Annotated in this window: 16 protein-coding genes; 7 read left to right on the top strand and 9 right to left on the bottom strand. The window is 44.7% G+C overall.

Features of this window, described 5'->3' with window-relative positions:
- Positions 1-66: 66 nt before the first annotated feature.
- The 4 genes from BM210_RS03870 to BM210_RS03855 all read left to right on the top strand — a co-directional run bounded on the left by BM210_RS03870 (position 67) and on the right by BM210_RS03855 (position 4,319).
- Positions 67-639: a class I SAM-dependent methyltransferase gene (locus BM210_RS03870; protein WP_091164547.1), complete on the top strand. Its 573-nt coding sequence runs from the start codon at positions 67-69 to the stop codon at positions 637-639.
- 152 nt (positions 640-791) lie between these two features.
- Entirely contained in the window at positions 792-1,316 is a 525-nt protein-coding gene (locus BM210_RS03865) for a sugar phosphate isomerase/epimerase family protein (RefSeq protein ID WP_143100986.1), read from the top strand.
- 30 nt (positions 1,317-1,346) lie between these two features.
- On the top strand, positions 1,347-1,955 hold the full coding sequence (locus BM210_RS03860) for a hypothetical protein (RefSeq protein WP_091164543.1): 609 nt from the start codon (positions 1,347-1,349) through the stop codon (positions 1,953-1,955).
- Between the two features lie 132 nt (positions 1,956-2,087).
- The gene (locus BM210_RS03855; protein WP_091164746.1) at positions 2,088-4,319 is read left to right on the top strand and encodes an ATP-dependent helicase; all 2,232 of its coding nucleotides are present in this window, start codon (positions 2,088-2,090) and stop codon (positions 4,317-4,319) included.
- On the opposite strand, the gene BM210_RS03850 is transcribed toward BM210_RS03855, so the two are convergent.
- Positions 4,307-5,440: an FtsW/RodA/SpoVE family cell cycle protein gene (locus BM210_RS03850; RefSeq protein WP_091164541.1), complete on the bottom strand. Its 1,134-nt coding sequence runs from the start codon at positions 5,438-5,440 to the stop codon at positions 4,307-4,309. The genes BM210_RS03855 and BM210_RS03850 overlap by 13 nt on opposite strands.
- Positions 5,441-5,648: 208 nt before the next feature.
- On the opposite strand from BM210_RS03850, the gene ytaF reads away from it, so the two are divergent.
- Positions 5,649-6,254 carry a sporulation membrane protein YtaF gene (ytaF, locus tag BM210_RS03845; protein ID WP_091164539.1) on the top strand — a complete coding sequence of 202 codons (606 nt, stop codon included), beginning with the start codon at positions 5,649-5,651 and terminating at the stop codon, positions 6,252-6,254.
- Between the two features lie 297 nt (positions 6,255-6,551).
- On the opposite strand, the gene BM210_RS03840 is transcribed toward ytaF, so the two are convergent.
- Positions 6,552-6,734 (bottom strand): aldo/keto reductase, encoded by a 183-nt coding sequence (locus BM210_RS03840; RefSeq protein WP_091164537.1) that lies wholly within the window; start codon positions 6,732-6,734, stop codon positions 6,552-6,554.
- Positions 6,735-7,214: 480 nt separating this feature from the next.
- Here BM210_RS03840 and BM210_RS03835 point away from each other — a divergent pair, with 480 nt between their 5' ends.
- Positions 7,215-8,102, top strand: coding sequence for a putative protein N(5)-glutamine methyltransferase (locus BM210_RS03835; protein ID WP_091164534.1), 888 nt, complete (start codon positions 7,215-7,217; stop codon positions 8,100-8,102).
- Between the two features lie 272 nt (positions 8,103-8,374).
- Here BM210_RS03835 and BM210_RS03830 read toward each other — a convergent pair whose 3' ends face one another.
- From BM210_RS03830 to BM210_RS03800, 7 genes are all read right to left on the bottom strand, one after another.
- Positions 8,375-9,388: an extracellular solute-binding protein gene (locus tag BM210_RS03830; protein ID WP_091164532.1), complete on the bottom strand. Its 1,014-nt coding sequence runs from the start codon at positions 9,386-9,388 to the stop codon at positions 8,375-8,377.
- 142 nt (positions 9,389-9,530) lie between these two features.
- A complete protein-coding gene (locus BM210_RS03825) occupies positions 9,531-10,613 on the bottom strand; it encodes an ABC transporter ATP-binding protein (protein ID WP_091164530.1) in 1,083 nt (360 codons plus the stop codon).
- An 18-nt stretch (positions 10,614-10,631) separates the two neighbouring features.
- Positions 10,632-12,290, bottom strand: a complete 1,659-nt coding sequence (locus tag BM210_RS03820) for an ABC transporter permease (RefSeq protein WP_177237612.1) — start codon at positions 12,288-12,290, stop codon at positions 10,632-10,634.
- 84 nt (positions 12,291-12,374) lie between these two features.
- Positions 12,375-13,409 carry an ABC transporter substrate-binding protein gene (locus BM210_RS03815; protein WP_177237611.1) on the bottom strand — a complete coding sequence of 345 codons (1,035 nt, stop codon included), beginning with the start codon at positions 13,407-13,409 and terminating at the stop codon, positions 12,375-12,377.
- Positions 13,410-13,433: 24 nt separating this feature from the next.
- Positions 13,434-14,219: a DUF3919 family protein gene (locus tag BM210_RS03810; protein ID WP_091164522.1), complete on the bottom strand. Its 786-nt coding sequence runs from the start codon at positions 14,217-14,219 to the stop codon at positions 13,434-13,436.
- A 62-nt stretch (positions 14,220-14,281) separates the two neighbouring features.
- Complete coding sequence (locus tag BM210_RS03805) at positions 14,282-15,697, bottom strand: sensor histidine kinase (protein ID WP_091164519.1); 1,416 nt, start codon at positions 15,695-15,697, stop codon at positions 14,282-14,284.
- Between the two features lie 3 nt (positions 15,698-15,700).
- Complete coding sequence (locus BM210_RS03800; protein WP_177237610.1) at positions 15,701-16,369, bottom strand: response regulator transcription factor; 669 nt, start codon at positions 16,367-16,369, stop codon at positions 15,701-15,703.
- Positions 16,370-16,617: 248 nt separating this feature from the next.
- Between BM210_RS03800 and BM210_RS03795 the strand changes: the two genes are divergently transcribed.
- Positions 16,618-16,929, top strand: coding sequence for a PadR family transcriptional regulator (locus BM210_RS03795; RefSeq protein WP_091164513.1), 312 nt, complete (start codon positions 16,618-16,620; stop codon positions 16,927-16,929).
- Position 16,930 lies beyond the last annotated feature (1 nt).

The following is a 16,930-nucleotide window of genomic DNA, read 5'->3' as shown; positions in this document are numbered from 1 at the left end:
CGTTCAAAAAGCTGCATCCTTGTGTGCACGGTAAGATGTTTCCATATAGGATCGGAGGACAAATTGATGACATATTCCATAAATAACAATGAAGAATTGAAGGTTGTTATTGGTGCTGGACAACAAAATAACAATCCAGGTTGGATCCAGACTCAGGAAGCCGAATTAAACTTGCTGCATGTTGATGATTGGGCCAATACTTTTTTACCGAATTCATTATCAGCGGTTTTAGCCGAACATGTGTGGGAGCATTTAACGTATGATGAGGGGGTTGAGGCGGCTAAGCATTGTTATGTTTTTCTAAAGCCTGGTGGATATATTCGCTGTGCGGTGCCTGATGGATATTTTCCAAATGAAGAATACCAACGAATTGTTCAGGTGGGTGGGCCTGGACCCATAGACCATCCGGCGGCAAGTCATAAAATATTGCACAACTATAAAACATTAAGTTCGATGTTCGAAACCTGTGGATATACAATTGAGTTGCTGGAATATTGTGATGAAGACGGGGATTTTCATTATCAGGAATGGGATGAACGGAAGGGCTTTATATACCGATCCAAACGTTTTGACCACAGAAATAAAGACGGAAAACTTGGTTTCGTATCTCTAATCATAGATGCAATAAAACCCGTTTAATCGTACTTGTTCCCATTCCATAATTCCCTAATGTGGGTTAGCACACTAAATCATGAATCGAGGGTGTCATATGAAGCTCGGAATGCCTACTTTGGTACAATATACATCCATAAGCGAAAATGTTCAATTGTGTAGAAAACTTGGATTGAGCTTTGGAATGGACCCATTTAGCAGGCATCAAAACTCTAAACATGCATTTGAATACTGGGATTTATTTTACCCTGCCACACACAAGAGTCTGGATCAATGAACAGTATGAATCCAATTTTCTGGAATTACTTTACGAGTCGTATGTAGTGCTGTATCATTTAGCTGAAACTTATAATGTTGAATTATGTATTGAGAACACAGGCAATTTCTATATCCCTTATATTCGAAAGGCTCTTGATCAATTAAGTATCTTCGATAACTTCTATCTCACATGGGATGTTGGACACGATGCCAAAGCGGGCTTTGAAGAAAAACCTGTCTTCAATCATTTCAAAAATCGTATTAAGCATATGCACCTTCATGATTATAATGGCAAGTTAGACCAACAAGCTTTATATTCAGGAATCGTACCGATCAATAACAGCTTGGATTTTGCCCGGGAACATGATTGTTCTGTAGTAATTGAGGTTAAAACCAGTGAGTCATTAACAGAATCTGTAGCCAGATTGAAGAATTCCTTTAAATAAAAGGAAACGACTAGAAAGGGGAACACTACGATGGGTTGGGGTGAAATACAGCGGATTCCGAACGAATATAATGATGAATTCAGGTCAATTGATGAAACGATCCTAAGACTCTTTAAAGAACGAAAGCTACTTGCTAAAGGCAAGCGATACTTTCCGCCAAAAGAAATCATGCAGGAATGGGCAATCAACTACGAAATGGACATTCCCGCAATCAGTTTTCTTATGCACAGCTTTAATGAAGGAATCCATCCAAAGATACCGAATGAGCCAGGTGAACTGCTGAGTGTGATGCCTATTATGAAAAAAACCGTTGTTGACGGTTTTGAATACCATTTGACACATGCCATGCAGCATATGAACGGAAGTATTGTATTTCTTGAAATTGAGCAATTACAAAGTGATGACATGCATGCTCATATTCGCCCACAATTGCTTTTGGAAGTAAAAGGAAACCAGGAATATTACGTTCGTAGAACCGGCTCTCATGGAGGTGGGGGACAAACGCAGATGCGCTTTATGGTCATGCCGCCTTTACCTCATAACATCAATGAAGTTGGCTTGGGATTAGTTCCGTATGGGATTCCAATGGAAATTCCACCAAAGGATATGATCTTGGATAAGGAAGTTGTTTTTGAGTAGTATTCGGTTTTCTTTTTTATTTCCTCTCGGGTTAGTGCTATAATCAGGGCTATAAGATTGCATAATGACCACTGAAAGTATTAGCGTTGTACATGTTCAGCAAGGGGTCTTTTGAAAGGGAATATCAACAAAATGAGTAAACAGGCAGATTTTTTTGCACGCAAGTTTAACGAGATCGATGTATCTCTCAGTGAGGTTCAGAAGCAGGCGGTCCTTCAGACGGAGGGAGCCCTGCTTCTTTTGGCATCGCCGGGATCTGGGAAAACGACCACCATCATTATGAGGATCGGTTATTTAATTGAAGAAAAGCGAGTTCCTCCTACACGCATCAAGGCTGTTACCTTCAGTCGTGCCTCGGCGGCGGATATGAAAGAGCGGTTCAAACGTTTTTTTCCTGACCTCCCACCGATCGATTTTTCAACCATTCATAGTCTAGCCTTTGAGGTCGTTCGGGAGCATTTTCGTAAAACGAGAATGTCCTATCAATTAATTGAGGGAAATATAGACCTTGAGGAGCAGGGGAAGCCGAGGTTGGAAGGCATGCCTCTACTGCATAAAAAGCTGATCCTGAGGGACTTGTATTCCAAGCTCCATAATGAACCCATTACCGAGGATCAAATGGACGAGCTGACCACCTACATCAGCTACATCAAAAATAAAATGGTTCCTGAAGAATCGTGGCCGCTGGTCAAATGCGAGGTGCCCAAAGCCGATCGAATCCTGTGGGAATATGAACGGTTTAAACGTTCAGGTACCGACAAGCTGCTGGTCGATTATGATGATATGCTGACACTTTGCAATGAGATTATGGAAAGAGACCGGGAGCTGCTTGGGAAATACCAGCACAGGTATGATCATGTTTTGACCGATGAGAGCCAGGATACCTCGATGGTGCAGCATGCCATTATCGAAAAGCTGGTACGTGAGCATGGCAATCTGTGTGTAGTTGCTGATGATGACCAATCGATTTACAGCTGGAGAGGTGCCGAGCCTTCGTATTTGCTCAACTTTAAAGCTGCTTACCCGAAAGCCGTTACGTTGTTTATGGAGCAGAACTACAGATCCTCTCAAGACATTGTGAGTGTGACCAATCAATTTATTAAGCGAAATCAGAATCGTTACGACAAAAATATGTTTACTACCAACCCTTCACACAAACCAATTCAGATCAGGAGCTTTGCTGATTATCAATATCAGGTCAAGTATTTGATTGAACAGGTTCAAGAGGTGGAAAATTTCCGGGATGTCGCCATTTTGTACCGCAATAATGCTTCATCCGTTATTTTAATTAATGAATTTGAGCGGGCAGGTATTCCATTTTATATGAAGGATCACGATCTTCGCTTTTTCTCCCATTGGGTCGTGAAGGATATTTTGAATTTCATGCGGATGGCCTTTACGGACAAGCGTGCCGATATTATGGAAGCCATTCATACCAAAATCAGCGGATATATTACCAAGCAGCAAATGTCCGCGCTGAAGGAAATCAACAACAATGAATCCGTCTTTGATAATTTACTGAATTATGTGGAGCTTCAGGACTATCAGCGTAAGCTTCTGATGGAATGCAAGGAAACCTTGGCTCAAATGAAGGAAATGCCGCCGCTGCATGCGATCCAGGTGATACGTACCCGACTGGGCTACGAGAAGGCGATTGAGAAGCTAAGTGAGCGCCTTGGATTCCGCAAGGATGTGGTGATCGGGATTCTGAACACGCTGGAGGGGATCGCCACCACCTTGGATACGATGACTGATTTTGCCCAGCGGCTTAAGCATTTGGAATTAGTCATGAAGCAGTCCAAATTCCAAAGGGAACACAATGTGGTAACCTTTTCAACTTTGCATAGCTCCAAGGGACTGGAGTTTGAACGGGTATATATGATCGATCTGATTGATGGAATCCTGCCTTCCACGGAAGATATAGAAAAGCAGGCTAAAGGTGACGTGGCGCTTATGGAGGAGGCAGTCCGCTTATTTTATGTAGGTATGACACGAACCAAATCCAAGCTGGAGCTGGTTACCTATAAAGAGCGTGATGGAGAGAAGGTCAAAGAGTCACAATTTGTGTCGGCGATTCAGCATATACTGAACCCACCCAAACCGATCCCTCCCCAGAGTAAACCCGTGAAACAGGTGAAGAGTCAACCGAACGTTCCCGACAATCCTAACGCGATCAAACGTATGGCAGACCTGGGAGTAGGGCAATTCGTGAAGCATCGGGTTATTGGCTATGGGGAAATTATCAGCATCGAGGAGGATCGGGTACAGATTCGTTTTAAAACGGGAATTAAGGTTTTATCCATCAACATGTGCATGGAGCTTGGCGTGTTGGAGCCTGCGGATGGAAACCATCAGTCTGAATAGATTCTTTCAGGAGTCTGATGGATTTTAACGCTTAATACAAGGCCCATCGAGATCATATTCGTTAAAAGAGAGCTGCCGCCATAACTGATAAACGGCAGCGCAATGCCGGTTAATGGCATTAAACCGATATGCATAGCAATATTTTCAAATATTTGCAGTGTAAACATGGATATGACACCAATAACAACGTAAGTACCCTCCAATTCAGAGCGATCGATCGCGATCCGAATCATTCTATAAATTAAGATGAAATAGAGCAGCAGCAGAGCGGAGGCTCCAAGAAACCCGAATTCCTCGCCTACTACAACAAAGATCGAATCTGCGTAATCATAGGGGATGTATCCTCTGTGGACCAATGCTCCCTTAAGATAACCGTCGCCAGTCAGCTGCCCGGCAGAAATCGCCTTGATAGAATTCACCACATGCCAGCTATTGTCCGGGTCATTTTTGGGATCCAAGAAGGTCTGAATCCGCTGCATCTGGTGCGGCTTCACGATTTTAGAAAATAGGGGAGACTCGGACAAATACAGGGATGTTATTCCTGCAGCAAGGATACCTATCGTAATAAGTCCAATGACCACGTGTGCCAGACGAATATTTCCTATCCAGATCATCCCAATAAATATCGATACAAATACAATGGATGTTCCAAGGTCGGGCTGTTGAAGCACAATGAAAAAAGGAATAAATACGATAATCCCCATCGGAAGGAGATCCTTGAGTAGGTGCAAAGAATCGCCCTCTCTTTTTTTCATCCATTTGGCGAGCAATAAAATAACACAAATCTTCATGATTTCCGAAGGCTGAAAGGCCATAAAACCGAGGTTCAACCAACGTTTGGAACCATTAATATCCATTCCCTTCGCTATGACTAACAAGAGCAGGATGAGGCCAACAACGTAAATAATAATCGAGAGATGATTGACGAAAATCCTGTAGTCGATAAGTGCGATACCGATCATAACGAAAAAAAGTATACCGAAGGTAATGGCATTGTTAATATGCAGACCATTGTAGCTGGTTCCTGTAGTGGCACTGAATATAACAGCCGTACTTATGCAGAGAAAGCTGAGCAAAACCCAAATGATGGGTTGATCCAGCCGTTTTAATTTTTCTTTCATTTAATCACTCCGTCAACCATGATGTTGTATTTACATGTCCCAGCATGCTCTGAGTCATGCAATCCCCAATGCATGGACTCATTTTCATATGCTTTTCCGCTGGCTACCCCCAAAAATGTGGGCGCTTATGATCCCAATCATTCACCATCTGGGCGGGGCAGCATATGGTAGGAGATGGTATTCATTTTAATGGAATGGGGACATCGGCATGCATTGGATTTCCATAATCTTCATTGCTTTAGCCTCAAATCTGGATAATCTGGGGATAGGTATTTCATTTGGTATCCGCTCGACCAAGATACCAGCGTTATCCAATGGGATTATTGCCGTTATTACGATGCTGGGTACATATGTATCCATAGCACTTGGGGATTACGTGACGGAATTTATTTCAGGATTTGCCGCAAACTTGCTGGGTGCATGCATGATCCTCATAATCGGGATTTGGGGTTTAATCAGCAGTTGGCGTGCTAAGCTCCCGGAACCACCTGCTTCTGACAGCCCTAATCTGATTGATGTTATCCATCACCCTTCAACTGCTGACATTGATCTTAATAAGGTAATTTCGTGGAAGGAATCACTTACCTTGGGTTTGGCTTTGGCTCTGAACAATATGGCAACCGGATTTGGAGCAGGAGCGACAGGGGTTTCCCCTCTATGGACGACACTTGCTGCAGGGTTGTTTTCAATTCTCTTTATATATGGCGGCACGCGGTTAGGCTTTATGGCTGCGAAAACCTGGGTGAGCCAGTATGCTGAGAGGATTGGTGGCATTTTGTTAATTGTAATAGGAATTTATGAAATGATAGCGTAGGCAGATCAGTTTGTCATAGGTGTAAGCCACATTGTTATTAGAGGGCATTCTTCTCAGTATACTGCCGTCTTTAAGGGTTGTACAGTACTTAAAGCATATCAAAATAATGGGGATACGTGAAGCTGCTTTACAGCAATTGTTAATATTGAGGGTCATTGCTAAATAGCTAAGAAGGTGTTAGTGAGGATTGCGGCCGCCACAATGTGACGGCCGATTTAACCAGACGGAATTATTGGAAGCCGTTTGACTAACCAGCTGTTCGAAGCCTGTGAAGATGCTCCTGACTTAGCTGGATGTTCAGGGGATCCAGATTCTCCTGAAGCTGTTCTGGCTTGCCCTTACTTTTCCAGCACGGACAAGCCTATCGAATGCTTCCAATATCTCCTCAAGCGAAGTTTCTACATCATCAATGTGGGCAAAATATAAATCGATATAATCGGTACCGAGCCGTCTCAGGCTTCCGTCAATTGCTTGTTCGATGGATCGGGTCCATCAAACCGACTCGCTCATAAAAACGAAAGTATGTACACTTAAACCCGTTCGGGATGCAACCTGCTGAATCGTTAACTCGGATCCATAGTCAAGGGCCTCCTCATGAATAGATCATACAAGTTAGAACGCGCTCGAAGTCATGCGTATAAATTTTCGATGATAGCTCCTTGTGTAAATCGGTCACTTAATAATAATTTTATGATTTGCTCTGCGGCGATTTGTGGTGTGATTAACATCCCATTTTCTTTGACCTTGTTACCGAGTTTGTCGAAAAAATATAAACGGCAAGCGTATATGCTTTATTGAAAATGATCAAAAATTGTAGAGGACTTTACCCGAGCCAAGGCGCGGGAACGTTCTCTTTTTTTGATCGGACAGTATAGTTTCTTATAACGAATTTGTACCTGTCCAGTAAACTCCGATGGGGATAAAATGAATTTATTATCCATTTTTAGTAAGGGGGAATTTATGGACTTAAGAAAAGCAGCATCGAGCATCGGAAAATACATTGATGTTGATGGTGGTACAGCACTCCAAGCTAGGGTGGCATCATTGGTTAATTGTGGCGACTTTCATGGAGATATCACTTATTCAATCATCGTCAATAGGCTTCGGGCTTCCGGTTGTGTTTTTGCTGAAGATGAGACCCGTTTACTCATTTCCGCGGCACAGACATTGGCCGACCTCGCTGCGATGGTGGACCGAAGATCCGCTGGTTTGCCCCTCGAGCACGTCATCGGCTGGGCGGAGTTCTGCGGTCTGCGGATAGCGGTGGACCCCGGAGTGTTCGTACCCCGCCAACGTACCGAGTTTCTTGTCCGCCAGGCAATCGCCCTCGCTCGCTCAAGGGCTGTGGTAGTGGACCTGTGCTGCGGCTCAGGCGCGTTGGGCACCGCGCTGGTGGCAGCTCTAGATCGGATCGAGCTGTACGCCGTCGAGATCGACCCTACTGCAGTACGGTGTGCCCATCGCAACGTCACGGCCGTCGGCGGTCACGTGTACGAAGGTGACCTCTATGATCCGCTGCCCGTCGAACTGCAGGGTCGTGTCGATATTCTGGTCGCTAACGCTCCCTACGTACCCACCGAAGCGATCAGACTGCTTCCCCCGGAAGCTCGCATCCATGAGGCGTGGATTGCGCTCGACGGGGGTGCGGACGGACTGGACGTCCAGCGGCGAGTGGCAGCAGCGGCGCCACTCTGGCTGGCGCCAGGGGGTCACCTGCTGGTCGAGACTAGTCAGAGGCAGGCACCGCAGACAGTCGAGATCTTCGCTTGCAACGGGTTGATTCCGCAGATGACCAGTTCTGACGAACTGGACGCCACCGTTGTGATTGGCACTAGACCGGATTTCTAGAGCCGATCGGGCGGGTAGCCCTATCTACAACTGTACAATTGGGAATGACCTCATCAAAGTTGCGGAATGATGTAATTTATCCCATAAAATGTAAATAACCTTCTGATCCAATGTGAAAGTGGATCGGAAGGTTATTTTTTCTAAATCAGTGCGTATATCTTGGGACTTGAAAATTAAAAATAACTGCTTGTGCCAACCCTTAGCCGTGCGTCTCGTACATTTCTCAGATAGCTCATGCTGAATCCGTGTCAGGTCCAGATTTGTGTGCGATGTCATTCCTTAACAGATCGCCACCGGCTCAGCAGCTGCTCCCGACGCTGGGCGGCAACATCAAAGCGGTACGTAACCAGCAGGTTCTCCAGCTTCACATGGGATAGCAATGGATGAACCGGAATGTCTGGAAGTACAGGGAGCGAGAACGCGGCATTCATGTAATCGGTTTGTGCGTCCTTGGACAGAACAAAATCGACGAGCTTTTTGGCTGCTGTCGTGTTGTTCCCGCTTTTCAGGATGGACACGGCTCCGATTTCCCAACCAGCCTGAGGAGGAATATAGGAGTTGATGTCATAGCCTGAATTCGTAAAGCGAAGCTGATCACCCAAAAAGCACACGACGGCGGCTACATCGCCTACAGCAAGCCGCTGGGCTGAGGTAATTCCCGCGAATGTAGTCGATGAGCTTTGTTTCTTTAAAGCTTGCATCAATTGAATAGCTTCATCCTCTCCCCGCTGCTGCGCAAGAGAGGCCAATAGCGTATATCCGGTGCCGGAGGTTTCCGGGTCAGGGATTTCTATCTTTCCTTTTAACTCAGGGAGGAGTAAGTCTTCATATCGCTGCGGCAGCGGAATCGAGGCCAGCTTAGAATCGTGCTGCCATACTTGTTGATTGACACCGATCGCAAGCGCTCCCATGTACATGCCTGTCCAATAGCCTTCTTTATTTTTATACTGCAGCGGAATTTTATCGTTCATCTGGGAGAAGTAGCGTTCGGATTTGCCGCTATTTCTTAATTGTTCATGAAGATCGGCGGGTCCACCGAGCACGACATCAATTCCGCTTTTATTCATCGTCATTAGATGATAGCTGGCTTCTCCACTTGACATACGGATGATTTCATACGCTTGATCGGTCTGTTTTTTGAACTTTTCCAGCAAAATCCGGCCTTCATCTTCCTGAAAAATAACGTAAACTTTTAGCGGCTGGTTATTTTTATTTACAGAGAAATAGGAGTATCCTGCAAGTATGATGGCCAACAAAATCAAGATGCCAATTCCCTTTTTCCACATGCCAACCGCCTCCTTTCACATAAAAAGCTAAAAAAGGAAAACGACTGTTTTCCTTTTTTAATCACACGCATGTTTCCTTGTCGTAAAGCTTTCGATCAGAAGCTTTTCTTATTAAAATAAGATATTCTTCATTTAATTTATTTCAATTGCTGATTTTAATCAAATGAATTTTATTAGCTGCAGCATGTATTTTTACGATACCCTCGTAAGAAGTCTGACCAATGTCATACACATCGACAATCCATTCTTTACCTTCATCGCCTGCAAGGAAATAACGCTCCTTTTCACCGAGAAACATGGAGGAAGTGACGACGACTCCAGCGATGTTAAAGCCATCCTCACTTGGATCGTTGATACGCATCGACTCCGGACGGACACTTAACAGAACATTCTCTCCAATCGTAACCTGCTCATTGGTTTGGACGGTAACGGTATCATTATTTTTGCCGTATTTTACAGTGGCCTTATCACCATCAATCTGCAAAATGACGGCCTCGACAAAATTCGTTGTTCCAATAAAATCAGCTACATATTGGGTACGCGGCTTGTAATAGATTTCATGAGGTGTGCCGTACTGATCGATTGCCCCTTTATTAAAGACGACGATATGGTCCGACATCGATAAAGCCTCAACCTGATCATGGGTCACGTAGATGACCGTTAAGCCCAAATCAAGCTGAATATTTCTCAATTCAACCCGTACCTCTTCACGCAGCTTGGCGTCCAAATTACTTAGCGGCTCATCCAGCAAAATAATCGGAGAGTCCATGACGAGCGCACGGGCCATAGCTACACGCTGCTGCTGGCCACCGGACATCTGGTGCGGATAACGTTCCTCCAGTCCAGTTAGCTTCACTTTGGCTAAGGCTGATTTCACCCGATCCTGGATTTCACCTTCAGGGCGCTTTTGAACATCCAATCCGTAAGCCACATTATCGAATACGGTCATATGAGGAAACAGCGCATATTCCTGGAATACCATGGGGGTTCCTCGTTTATAAGGAGGAAGATCATTCATTAGCTTCCCATCTATCCAGATTTCACCTTCATCCACTGTATAGAAGCCTGCGATAGAACGCAGCAGGGTCGTCTTTCCGCAGCCGCTTGGACCCAGGAAAGTAATGAATTTGCCTCGTTCAATCTGCAAGTTAATATTTTTCAAAACGTGATTGACACCGAACACTTTATTCACGTTTTTGAGATCCAGCAACACTTCTGTTCCCATTATTCCCACTCCCTACCTCTAGAAATCAAAAATTTTCACTTTTGAACCGAAAATCAATTTAATAATACCGAGTGTACCGAGTGTTGCTCCCATTAGTCCCACAGCAACAGCGGCAGCCCAATAATAAGTGCCTGTCTCTGCATAGTTGAAAATGGACACGGCCGCAACGACCCATTGAGGTGTTATTAAAAACACAATGGTACTCAAGGTGTTCATGTTTTTCATAAACGCGTAAACGAAATTCGCGACGATTGTTTTTTGCAGCATCGGAAATACGATCGTTGTCAGTGTCTTGCGGCTGTCAGCGCCGAGATTCATGGAAGCTTCTTCAATGGATTTATCCACTTGCTTGAAGGAAGCGCTGAGTCCACGGTAACCAACGGGCATCTGCTTGAGCAGCATCGCTACGATAATCAAGACAGCAGACCCTTGAAGAATAATCGGTCCGGAGCTGAAGGCTACGATCAAAGCGAGTCCTACGAAGGTACCCGGTAAAGCGATAGGCAGCACAGCGGTGAAATCCAGCAATTTTTTGCCCGGAAATGGCTTGCGTACGACGACATACGCCAATACGAGCCCAAACGCGACAGCAAGCAGAGAGCTGATTAAAGAGAGCACCAAGCTGTTAAGCACCGCAGGACTGGAAGTACTGAATACCACCTTCATCATATGATCAAGCGTGAACGTATTATCTCTGCCAAAGTTTTTCGTGAAAGCAAACAGGATCGTAATGGCAAACATTGCAATAATGAAAATAGACATCAACGTATTAAACGAAAAGAGCATGATATCGGTCTTTTTGGAAGTTGTCACCCGATTCAGGCCGGAAACAGGTTTACCTGTAATGGTCGAATAAGAGCCTTTAGACAATAGTTTGTTCTGAATAACGAAAACCAGCAGGGCAGGAATGACCAGGATGATCCCCATAACAGAAGCGAGTCCAGGCTGGTTATTAATGATTTCACCATAAATTTCAACAGCTAAGAGGGTATAATTGCCCCCAATGAGCTTCGGATTCCCAAAATCGGCAAAACAGTTAATGGCTACAAGCAAGAAGGCGTTGATCACACCCGGAAGTGCAAGCTTAAATGTAATGGAGCGAAACAGCTTGAAGCCACGAGCACCCAGGTTTTGTGCAGCAACCTCCAGGTTCGGAGAAATCGAACGCAGGACGCCGGTTATTGTCATATACGCAAGCGGGAAATAGGAGATGGTCTGAACAATCCAAAGTCCAGGTAACCCATATAAGTCCAGTTCAACATTAAACCACATTTTCAGATATTGGGACACCATGCCGCCCCGACCGAATAATAGCAGGAAAGCCAAGCCGCTCATGACTGAAGGAGCTAGCAGCGGTAAGAAGGCAATAAAGCGGAAAAACTTTTTACCTTTGATGTTGCTGTAATTAATAGCATAAGCATAAATGAACCCGAATATGGTTGCTGTGATTGCGGATAGCGAGGAGCTAACCACCGTATTCAGCAGTGCTGTGCCGTAGCGGCCCTTGCTAAAAAAGGTTATCCAGTCTTCGCCACTAGGAATAAAAATGACAAACACGAGTGGATAGACGACAAATAGAAGCAAAATAACAAAACTAATCAATACAAGCATGAGTGAAGAGGGATCCCTGACGAGCCGGCCGATCGACTCCCCGATGCCTTTTTTTTCTTTCATCATAGGGGGAGAGCTACCACCTTTCTGAATCTTCCATTGGAGACACAGCAGGATCTTCATAGACCTGCTATGTCTCTATGGTTCAACTTATTTCAAATCTTTTAGAGCATCCTGCAATACTTTTCTTTGTTCAGCTGCAGTCCATAGACTGTATGATTTATTGTATTTGGTCGTTTTGATATCAACACCGCCTGGTGGAACCGGAACGCCTGGCTTAACCGAGACAGAATAAGCAGACTCTGTATAAATTTTCCCAGGTTCAGCCGTTAACATATAATCCATTAGCTTCTTGGCTGCTGCGGTATTAGGTCCGTTCTTCACGATAGCTAGACCGCCTACTTCATAGCCTGCTGCTTCTGGTACGATGCTGATAATCGGATTTCCTTGATTTTTTACTTTGATTTGGTCACCCAGGAAGGTAATACCGATCGTGTATTCGCCTTTACCAGCCTTTTGAATCGGTTCGATACCGGATTTAGGTCTTTCTTTCAAGTTCGGCAATAGCTGGGTCATGTATTTCAGCATCTCATCCTTGCCCCATACTTGAGCTAGTGAGGCAACAGCTGTGTAAGACGTACCGGATGTAGCCGGATCGGACATCCCGATTTCGCCTTTAAATTTAGGGTCTAACAATTCTTTGAAAGTTTCCGGATAAGGAGCTGTTCCGTATTTTTCTTTCCAACGTTGTGTATTAATACCGATTGCGATTGGATTCAAATAAAAACCAGTCCAAGCGCCGTCTTTATCTTTCATATTCTCAGGAATATCCTTTGCATTCGGAGAAATGTAGGCTTCCAATGCGCCTGCCTTTTTCAATACCTCATGAGAATCAGCGGGGCCGCCCATCAAGAAGTCAGCTTGCGGTTTGCCCATTTCATTTTGTACACGTGAAACCGCTTCACCGCTTGGCAAACGTAAAATATCATAATCAATACCGGTATCCGCTTTAAACTTATCCATGATTTTACGTGCTTCTTCCTCTTGGAAAATCGAATATACCGTTACTTTTCCTTGAGCCTTGCCGCCGAACACGCCGGATTTGTACATAAAGAATCCTGCTATCAATACAACTACAATTACTGCTAAAATAATGACAGGAGTGTTATTTTTCTTTCTAGCCATGCCATCCATCATCCCTTCAAATTGTTATGAGGCATCGTTCAATTTGAAATAGGCTCTTTGGTTGGTCTCATCCAACAGGTCGAACACGACAATGTAAGCGTTATTGTAACGGTCCAGATGAAGCCAATGCTGCTTGGACTTGGGGTCATCTGTAAGCCGTACAACATAATGGGCGTCAGGCCGCTGAGCCAAATAATCAAAATGGCTAAAATCAATGACGCGGACAGCTGATCGCATTTTCGCGGTAAGTGCTTCCCGTTCGACACTTGTGAGAAGGGTAAGCTCTCCCTGCTGCAAAGAAAACACATCGTTACGAACATCGTCCATCGCAGCACCTATCGTATCTGAAGTAAGCGTTTTATCGATGAGCGTGCTTTGCAGTTTACGAATTTCCGCGCTGACATTGAGCGAATTGACCGACTCGTCACCGAAGCGAAAGGCGTTTGTCTCGACTTGAAAGGGAATATTCTCCTGATCCAGATAAGCCATTGATCCTGTAAGCAAAAGCCGTGGAGATTTCACCGGATTTTGCTGCTTGCCTACGGTCAATAGCCCATAAAAGGTGTTGGATAGTTTCAGAAGCTCCTTCGGATCATCAATCGAGATCGTGCCGAGGCCCGGGTAGGTGATATTGACACGCATAGGTACACCGGCAACCTTGTCGCGTCCATCCTGTTCAGGTGCAACGATGCGCACTTCATCAACAGGGATTCGAAAGGTATAAGCGCACACGCCTATCAATATGCAGCCAACAACGACCTGTAATAATATGAGACGAAACCATGAAAGCCTTTTCTTTTCCTCTGGCATTTACTTTACACTCCTCTTATCTCAAAAAAATTGTAGGTTTGTATCAATTTTGTAACAAACATTCACCAGAAAAGGCCTTTGTTAAAATAGAGCTGTACCTCAGTTCCTAATCCTACTCGGCTGTTTATTACGATATTGCCGCCCTGCAGCTCCATCAACTGTTTACAGAGCGGTAAACCCAGTCCATGAGATTGTGCGGATATAACACGATCCTGCTTATGCTCGGAAGGCAGAAACAACGTGAGCATGTCCTGCTCCGAGATTCCTTTTCCGTTATCGACAATACGAACACAGCCCTGCCCCTCGTACTCCTCCAGCAGGATATCCAGATGCGTGCATTCGCTATGCTTGATGGCATTATCTATCACATTAAACAGCACCTGTTGGGTGCGCTCCAGGTCCAAATAAACATCGCAGGGAGATACCTGCAAGGTTGTTGAAATCGATGACTTTTGCAGGGTGGGCTCCAGTATCCGCAAGCTGTCGGTAAGAACCGATGCTACATCTATGAACTTAAGCTTTACCCGCCACGCCTCTTCCCCTTTGAGAGAAGTCTGCAGCAGTTCTTCCACCATGTTCAAGAGACGGCCGCTTTCCTTGTGGATATACACATTGCAATTGCGAATATCGTCCAACTTATCCATCTTGGCAATCAAATCGGAGAAGCCAATGATGGAGGTGAGAGGGGTCTTCAATTCGTGCGTCATATTGTCGTAAAATGTCTTTTGTTTACTTTGCTCGTAATGCAGCATTTCAATGTGGTGCTGCAAGGAATCGGACATGTGATTAAAGTCTTTAGCCAGCTCCCTGACTTCGTCCTGACTGTTAACCACAATTTTTTTGCTGAAATCGCCGACTGATACAAGCTTAAGCGCTTGCTTCAAATCATGCAGAGGCTTCATGAGGATCGAGAAAAAGGAGTAGCTCGCGAGTAGAGATAACAATAGGCATCCCAAGGCTACACCAATAAACCAATATCTCATTTCATTAAGCGTCTGGACATGCTGATTGAGATCTAGCAAGTAACGAAAACCGCCGACAATCTTTCCCTCATACAAAAAAGGAGCTGAATAAATTAAATACTGTGTATCATCGGATTCCGTAATGACAGTAGCCTTCTGTCCGGTCAATGCGGTCTCGATATCATTTCGTTTAAGTAAATTTTCTTTATCGCCGCTGTTGCCGACTATCGTCTCATCTAATGCAAACAGCTGAACCTGGAAGTTGCTGTTCGCGGCCAAATGCGAAGCAATAAGCGGGGCGTAGGTTCCAGAAAATAGCTGCTCAATATTGATTCTTTTATCATTGACTATTTTCAACGCTTCAATGCGGTGCAGGGTGTTGTATTGGCTTAAAGTGCGGATATCGCGTTCAATCATGCTTTTGCTAATCGTATAATTTACGATAAAGTACATAGCGGTTAGCAGCATGATGATGGTAACGGTATGCTGGAGAAACAGTTTATTTCGCAGTCCCATGGCCTATACCTCCAGCTTGTAGCCGGTTCCGTGTACCGTTGCGACTAAATGGTCAAAGGGCTTCATCTTTTCCCGCAAACGATTAACCATCATATCGACGGAGCGTGTTTGTCCATAAAATTCATAGCCCCATACCTGATCGAGTATTTGCTCACGCGTAAATACGGTTTTGGGATGGCTGCATAGCAGCCACATAAAATCAAACTCCTTGCTGGTCGTTTTGACAAGTGTGCCGCCGACCTTTAAAGAACGCTCCCGTTTGTCGATTTCGATCTTGTCCATTTGAATGGTTTCAGGCGCTGGGGCAGCTGTAGTCATACGCCGGATGACAGCCCGGATGCGTACAATCAGCTCTCTAGTTTCAAAAGGTTTGGTCAAATAATCGTCGGCCCCCAGCTGAAAACCGAGTATTTTATCGTTCATCTCATTTTTGGCACTAAGTACAATAACAGGAATTGTTTTGTAGTGCTGCTGAAGCGTTTGGAGGAGTTCAAAGCCGGAACGATCGGGCAGCATCAAATCCAGCAGGATCAAATCCATCTGCTGAGCAGCCAATTGTTCCATACCTGCTAAGGCCGTTCCGGCCAGCGTCGTTTGAAAGCCTTCCACCTCAAGGCTGAGCTTAAGCAGCATTTGTATACTGGGGTCGTCCTCGATAATTAATATATGCATAGTTGCACACCTTCCAAACCTCGTAGTATAAAAAGCAGCCATTGTCGATTACGGATTATATTATAGCTTACATAACGCCGCCTTGCCTAAAAGTAAATGGAGCCATTAATAAGTTCCTGTGGAATCGGTCGTAAAGCAGATCAATGACGTACCGAATAGAATAGAGTTGCAATATATAGCCTAACTGTATATAGTATAACTATATACTTGAACTGTATACAGTTGTGCTGAGTAGAAGGAGATAACCTATGAGCAGAGAAAAAAATTTACCGCTTACCGAAACCGTTTATTATATTCTTTTATCCTTGGTGGAGCCGGCGCATGGCTATTTGATTATGCAAAAGGTGGAGGAGCTGAGCGGCGGGCAGGTAAGAATGGCGGCTGGAACGCTTTATGGAGCTGTTGAGAACTTGTTGAAGCTGAAATTTATACAGCCTGTCACAAGTGAGGATAGTCGGCGTAAGGTTTATGCGATTACAGAGAAAGGTTTGGAAATGCTACGTCTTGACTTTGAACGAATGAATCACATGATTGCGGTTACGAAACATACCTTGAGATGAG

It is taken from the genome of Paenibacillus sp. 1_12 (genome assembly GCF_900114475.1).
Classification (GTDB): Bacteria; Bacillota; Bacilli; order Paenibacillales; family NBRC-103111; genus Paenibacillus_S.
The sequence above is the reverse complement of the archived record's forward strand: the minus strand, read 5'-3'. Positions and strand labels throughout refer to the sequence as shown.